This window comes from Aeromicrobium sp. CnD17-E (genome assembly GCF_024124745.1).
In the GTDB taxonomy this organism is placed as follows: domain Bacteria; phylum Actinomycetota; class Actinomycetes; order Propionibacteriales; family Nocardioidaceae; genus Aeromicrobium.
On sequence record NZ_JAMXRU010000035.1, the window covers coordinates 22,333 to 28,891 of the forward strand.

The 6,559-nt window shown below is 73.0% G+C and carries 7 protein-coding genes; 6 read left to right on the forward strand and 1 reads right to left on the reverse strand.

Annotated features, from left to right (window positions below):
* Positions 1–11: 11 nt before the first annotated feature.
* Entirely contained in the window at positions 12–758 is a 747-nt protein-coding gene (gene priA, locus NH339_RS08815) for a bifunctional 1-(5-phosphoribosyl)-5-((5-phosphoribosylamino)methylideneamino)imidazole-4-carboxamide isomerase/phosphoribosylanthranilate isomerase PriA (RefSeq protein WP_253024488.1), read from the forward strand.
* A 2-nt stretch (positions 759–760) separates the two neighbouring features.
* Complete coding sequence (locus tag NH339_RS08820; protein ID WP_253024490.1) at positions 761–1,291, forward strand: DUF1707 domain-containing protein; 531 nt, start codon at positions 761–763, stop codon at positions 1,289–1,291.
* 2 nt (positions 1,292–1,293) lie between these two features.
* Here NH339_RS08820 and NH339_RS08825 read toward each other — a convergent pair whose 3' ends face one another.
* A complete protein-coding gene (locus NH339_RS08825; RefSeq protein ID WP_253024492.1) occupies positions 1,294–1,632 on the reverse strand; it encodes a hypothetical protein in 339 nt (112 codons plus the stop codon).
* Between the two features lie 32 nt (positions 1,633–1,664).
* Between NH339_RS08825 and hisF the strand changes: the two genes are divergently transcribed.
* From hisF to hisI, 4 genes are read left to right on the forward strand one after another with little or no spacing between them, the layout of a single operon-like run.
* Positions 1,665–2,441, forward strand: a complete 777-nt coding sequence (hisF, locus tag NH339_RS08830; protein WP_253024494.1) for an imidazole glycerol phosphate synthase subunit HisF — start codon at positions 1,665–1,667, stop codon at positions 2,439–2,441.
* Positions 2,431–4,233 (forward strand): ABC transporter ATP-binding protein, encoded by a 1,803-nt coding sequence (locus tag NH339_RS08835; RefSeq protein ID WP_308207051.1) that lies wholly within the window; start codon positions 2,431–2,433, stop codon positions 4,231–4,233. The genes hisF and NH339_RS08835 overlap by 11 nt, the downstream gene beginning before the upstream one ends.
* Positions 4,230–6,044 (forward strand): ABC transporter ATP-binding protein, encoded by a 1,815-nt coding sequence (locus NH339_RS08840; protein WP_253024496.1) that lies wholly within the window; start codon positions 4,230–4,232, stop codon positions 6,042–6,044. The genes NH339_RS08835 and NH339_RS08840 overlap by 4 nt, the downstream gene beginning before the upstream one ends.
* Before the next feature lie 20 nt (positions 6,045–6,064).
* Complete coding sequence (hisI, locus tag NH339_RS08845) at positions 6,065–6,403, forward strand: phosphoribosyl-AMP cyclohydrolase (RefSeq protein WP_202967660.1); 339 nt, start codon at positions 6,065–6,067, stop codon at positions 6,401–6,403.
* The last annotated feature ends 156 nt before the right edge of the window (positions 6,404–6,559 follow it).

Consider the following 6,559-nt stretch of genomic DNA (forward strand, 5'->3'; position numbering starts at 1 on the left):
GCATCGCCCTCGTGAGTGACTACCTGGAGCTGCTGCCCGCCGTCGACGTCAAGGGCGGCCAGGCCGTCCAGCTGGTGCAGGGGGTCGACGGCTCCGAGAAGCGGTTCGGTGACCCCGTCGAGGCCGCCCTGCGCTGGCAGTCCGCGGGCGCGGAGTGGATCCACCTCGTCGACCTCGACGCCGCGTTCGGCCACGGGCACAACCGCGACCTGCTCGCGCGGATCGTCGGCACCCTCGACATCGACGTCGAGATGTCCGGCGGCATGCGCGACGACGAGTCGCTCGCGGCCGCCATGGAGGCCGGGTGCCGCCGGGTCAACATCGGCACCGCCGCCCTGGAGAACCCCGAGTGGTGCGCCAAGGTCATCGCCGAGTGGGGCGACCGGGTCGCCATCGGGCTCGACGTCCGCGGCACGACGCTCGCCGCACGCGGCTGGACCCGCGACGGCGGCGACCTGTACGAGACGCTCGCCCGCCTCGACGCCGAGGGCTGCGCGCGCTACGTCGTCACCGACGTCAACAAGGACGGCATGCTGCAGGGACCGAACCTCGACCTGCTGCGCGACGTCTGCTCCCGCACCGACCGGCCCGTCGTCGCGTCGGGCGGCGTCACCACGCTCGCCGACATCGAGGCGCTCATGGGGCTCGTCGACATCGGCGTCGAGGGCGCCATCGCCGGCACTGCGCTGTACACCGGACAGTTCACGCTCGAGGACGCGCTCGCCCTGACCCGCGGCCAGGCCCGACCGGAGGCGTGACCATGCCCGCGGGATCGGTGTGGGACCGCTTCGAGGCGGACCCGCGCGATCCCGCGCACACCGCGCTGCGCGCCTCCGACGCCGACCGCGACGTCGTCCTCGGTGTGCTGCGCGACGCGTACGCCGCCGGGAAGGTCGACACCGCGGAGTACGAGCGGCGCGTCGACGCGGCCCTGGAGGTCGTCCGCCTCGGGCAGGTGCTGCCGCTGCTCGACGACCTCGCCTCGACCCGGTCGCCGGCCCGACGGGCACGCCGCGCCCCCGAGGGGGCCTCCGTGCGCGAGGAGGCCCTGGCCACCTTCGAGCGGGACCTGCGCGACATGCGCACCGGGTGGGTCGCGCTGTCGGTCCTGCTCGTCGGCATCTGGGGCGCGACGTCGGTGACCGCAGGGTACCTGTTGTTCTTCTGGCCGGTGTTCCCCGTGCTGGCCGTCGGCGTCGGGTACCTCTCGCACCGGCTCAACCCCGAGAAGCACGTCGAGGAGCTCGAGGAGAAGATCGCCCGCGAGCGTCGTCGACGTCGCGAGGACTGAGATCAGGTCAGGCGCGACACGAGTCCGACCAGCCCGGACACGGCGCCCACCAGCAGGGCGAGCAGGAGCAGCGCGAGGACGAAGCAGCCGACCCAGTCTCCGAACGACATCTCGTCGTCGTCGACGACCCCGGCGTTCGGCGGCGGCAGCGGGAACCGCTCCATGTACTCCGCCAGGTGCGCCTGGGAGCAGAACCGGAACGTGTCCTTGGCGGCGTCGACGAACCAGTCGTCGCCCCACTCGTCCTCGGAGATGCGGCGGTGGACGTTCACGACCATCCCGTCGTCGGACGTCACGTCGATCGTGCCGCGGCAGAGGAAGCACTGGTAGGTCGCAGGCACCGGGGAAGCATAGCCATCGGTAGGCTCGGCGGGTGAGCCTCGCCGTCCGTGTCATCCCCTGCCTCGACGTCGACGCCGGGCGCGTCGTGAAGGGCGTCAACTTCGTCGACCTGGTCGACGCCGGCGACCCCGTCGAGATGGCCCGCGTCTACGACGCCGAGGGCGCGGACGAGCTGACCTTCCTCGACATCACGGCCTCCAGCGGCGACCGTGCCACGACCTTCGACATCGTCGGCAGCACGGCCGAGCAGGTGTTCATCCCGCTGACCGTCGGGGGAGGGGTGCGCACCGTCGACGACGTCGACCGGCTGCTGCGCGCCGGCGCCGACAAGGTCGGGATCAACACGGCCGCCATCGCGCGACCGGAGGTGATCGCCGAGATCGCGCACCGCTTCGGCAACCAGGTGCTCGTGCTGAGCGTCGACGCCCGACGCAGTCCCACGAGCGGCGACGGTGCTCAGCCGAGCGGCTACGAGGTGACCACGCACGGCGGTCGGCGCAGCGCCGGACTCGACGCCGTGGAGTGGGTGCGTCGTGCGGAGGAGCTGGGCGTCGGCGAGGTGCTGCTGAACTCCATGGACGCCGACGGGACGAAGGCGGGCTACGACCTGGAAATGATTCGGGCGGTCCGCAGCGTTACCCAGGTGCCACTGATCGCCAGTGGTGGCGCCGGACGGCTCGAGCACTTCGCTCCCGCGGTCGAGGCCGGTGCCGACGCCCTGCTCGCCGCGAGCGTGTTCCACTTCGGCGAGCTCACGATCGGACAGGTGAAGGACACCTTGCGAGCAGCTGGACACCGTGTCAGGTAGCGACCTCGGGTCGGCCCAGCAGGACCGGATGATGCGCCGGGGCTTCGGCCTCCTCGGGCGCGGCATCGTCGAGCAGAAGGCGCTGTTCACCGTCTCGGCGGTCGGGAGCGTCCTGTTCGGCGCGATGACCGTCGCCGACGCCTGGGTGCTCGGCTGGGCCACCGACCACGTCATCCGGCCCTCCTTCGCACGGGGCGAGGTGGTCCAGGTGGCGCTGTGGACGGCCATCGGCCTGTTCCTGGCCGTCGCGACCCTGCGCGCCCTGGGCGTCATCGCCCGTCGGCTGATCGGCGGCATCGTCTACTACCGGCTCGTCGCCACCTACCGCCGCAAGGTCACCCGCCAGTACCTCGCGCTGCCGATGTCGTGGCACCACCGCCACCCCACCGGACAGCTGCTCTCCAACGCCAACGCCGACGTCGAGGCCGCGTGGGCGGTGTTCATGCCGCTGCCGATGGCCGTCGGCGTCGTCGCGATGCTCGCGGCCGCGCTCGTCGCGATGGTCGAGGCCGACTGGGTGCTGACCATCGTCGGCCTCGTCGTCTTCCCGGCGCTGTTCGGCATCAACGTCTTCTACCAGCGCTGGTTGTCGCCGCGCGTGGCCCGCGCGCAGGCGCTGCGCGGCGACCTCAGCGCCGTCGCGCACGAGTCCTTCGACGGCGCGCTGGTCGTCAAGTCGCTCGGCCGTGAGGCCGAGGAGACCGAGCGGTTCACGCGGGCCACCCACGAGCTGCGCGACGCGAACATCGCGGTCGGGCGCATCCGCAGCATCTTCGACCCACTGCTGGAGGCGCTGCCGAACCTCGGCATCCTCCTCGTCCTGGTGCTCGGCGTCGGCCGGGTCGCCAGCGGCGCCGCCGAGCCGGGCGACGTCGTGCAGGTGGCCTACCTGTTCACGGTCGTCGCCTTCCCGGTGCGCGCGATCGGCTGGGTCCTCGGCGAGCTGCCACGCAGCGTGGTCGGCTGGGACCGCGTCGACAACGTGCTGCAGGCGACCGGCTCGATGGCCTACGGCGACGGCACGGTCCCGGGCTCCGGCGCGGTCGACCTGCGCCTGCGCGGCGTGGCCCACCGCTTCGACGACGCCGAGCACGACGTGCTCCAGGGCGTCGACCTCCACGTGCCCCGAGGCAGCGTCACCGCGCTCGTCGGCGCGACGGGCAGCGGCAAGAGCACGCTCACGACCCTCCTGTCCCGGCTGGTCGACCCGCGACGCGGCACCGTCGAGGTCGACGGTCTCGACCTGCGCACGCTCGACCACGGGGCTCTCGCGGGCACTGTCGCGGTCGTCCCCCAGGGCACGTTCCTGTTCGACGACTCCGTCCGCGAGAACGTGACCCTCGGCCTCGACGTCCCCGACGAGGACGTGTGGGAGGCGTTGCGCACGGTGCAGGCCGACGGGTTCGTGGCACGTCTCGCCGCCGGGCTCGACACCCAGCTCGGCGAGCGTGGCACGACCCTGTCCGGCGGTCAGCGCCAGCGCCTCGCGCTCGCCCGCGCCCTGGTGCGCAGGCCCCGCCTGCTCGTCATGGACGACGCGACGAGCGCGGTCGACCCGGAGGTCGAGCAGCGGATCCTGCGGGCGCTCGCGGAGCGCACGTCCGACGGCAGCGGCCCGACCGTGCTCGTCGTCGCCTACCGCAAGGCCACCATCTCCCTCGCCGACGAGGTCGTGCTGCTCGACGGCGGCCGCGTGGTCGAGCGGGGGACCCACGAGGAGCTGCTGGAGAGGTCGAACGTCTACCGCGACCTCGTCGACGCCTACGACCAGGCGAGGGAGGCGAGCGCATGAGCAGCGACACCGCGCTCCCCGGCGTCACGCCGGTGCGCGCCACCGGCGGCCAGATCGTGCGCCGCGGGCTCGCGCTCTCGCCGGCCATCCGCGACGGCCTGTGGCTGACCCTCCTGCTGGCCGTGCTCAGCACCGTCGGCGGCTCCGTGGTGCCCGTGGTCATCCAGCGCACGATCGACTCCGGTCTCGGCGACGGCGGCACGACGTCGCTGTCCGCGATCGGGCCCTACCTCCTCGGCGCGCTCGTCCTCGTGCTGCTGACGGCCGTCGTCGCCTACTGGATGCGGGTGCGGCTGTTCGTCGCGAGCGAGCGCGGCCTGGCCGAGCTGCGGGTCACCGCGTTCCGGCACGTCCACGACCTGTCGATGCTCACGCAGAACGCCGAGCGGCGCGGCGCCCTCGTCTCGCGGGTCACGTCCGACGTCGACCAGGTGTCGCTGTTCCTGCAGTTCACCGGCATCACCATCGTCATCAGCATCGGCCAGATGCTGGTCGCGACGATCATCATGGCGTTCTACTCCTGGCAGCTCACGCTGGTCGTGTGGGTCTGCTTCCTGCCGCTCGTCGTGAGCCTGAAGTTCTTCGCCGGACGGCTCAGCCGCGCCTACGACACCGTCCGCCGGACGGTCGGCGAGATGCTCGCCGTCGTCGCCGAGCCGGTCGTGGGCGCGTCGGTCGTCAAGGCGCACGCCATCGAGGAGCGCACGCAGCAGCGCGTCGACGACGGCATCCAGCGCAACCTCGACGCCAACGTCCGCGCGCAGAGGCTGGTCGCCGTCACGTTCGCGTCGGCGGGGCTCGCCGGAGGCCTGGCGAACGCCGGCGCCATCGCGGCCGGTGTCGTGATCGGCGTGGCCGGCGGGCTGTCGATGGGCACCGTCATCGCCTTCGCCTTCCTCGTCGGGCTGCTCGTCGGCCCGGCGCAGATGGCCACCCAGGTGCTCACGGAGGCGCAGAACGCGATCGCGTCGTGGCGGCGCGTCATCGAGCTGCTCGACACGCCCGCCGACGTCGTCGACCCCGGCCCCGACGGGCTCGCGCTGCCCGACGAGGTGCTCGGAGCGCGCTTCGAGGGCGTCGGGTTCGCCTACCCCGGCGGCCCGGAGGTGCTCTCCGACGTCGACGTCGTGATCGAGCCGCGGCAGCGGATCGCCGTCGTGGGGGAGACGGGGTCGGGCAAGACGACGTTCGCGAAGCTGCTGACGCGCCTCATGGACCCGACCCGCGGCACCGTGCGGCTGGGCGACACCGACATCACGCAGGTCGCCTTCGACGACCTCCGCCGGCACGTGCTGATGGTGCCGCAGGAGGGCTTCCTGTTCGACGCCACGCTGCGGGAGAACCTGCGGTACGGCCGGCGGGACGCGTCCGACGAGGACCTCCTGGCGACGGTGGCCGACCTGGGGCTCACGGACTGGTTCGCGACCCTGCCGCGAGGCCTGGACACGCCGGTCGGCCAGCGTGGCGAGTCGTTGTCGGCGGGGGAGCGGCAGCTGGTGGCCCTCGTGCGCTCGGCGCTCGCCGACCCGGACTTCCTCGTGCTCGACGAGGCCACCAGCGCCGTCGACCCGCAGACCGAGCTGCGCGCCACGCGCGCCCTGGAGACGCTGCTCGACGGGCGCACGAGCGTCACCATCGCGCACCGTCTGACCACCGCCGAGAACGCCGACCGGGTGCTCGTGTTCGATGCCGGCCGGCTGGTGGAGGACGGGTCGCACGCCGCGCTCGTCGAGGCCGGCGGCGTGTACGCCCGCCTGCACGCCAGCTGGGTGGCGCAGGCGTCGCTGGGCATCGCGCCGGTCGCCGACTGACCCTCTGGGAGGATGGACCCGTGAGCTCCCTCGACCCTGCCGTCGCCGCGCGGCTGAAGCGCGATCCCGCCGGCCTCGTGCCGGCCGTCGTCCAGGACGCCGGCACGCACGCCGTCCTGATGGTCGGCTGGATGGACGACGAGGCGCTGCACCGCACGCTCACCACGGGGCGCGGGACCTACTGGAGCCGCAGCCGCCAGGAGTACTGGGTGAAGGGGGAGACCTCCGGCCACGTGCAGCACGTGCGCGAGGTCCGGCTCGACTGCGACGGCGACACGCTGCTCGTGGTCGTCGACCAGGAAGGTCCCGCCTGCCACACCGGTGCCACCACCTGCTTCGACGCGGACCGGCTGCTGTGACCTCACCCGCTGCCGCGCCGACCCGCGGCCGTCGGCTGTACGCCCCGTCGGTGCTCGGCCTGCTGGTCGCGGGCGGCGTCGCCTGGGTCGCCCTCGGGCGCCCGTGGGCCAGCACCCGGCTCGCGCCGCAGGGCCTCCCGCCCGCCGACGTGGTGG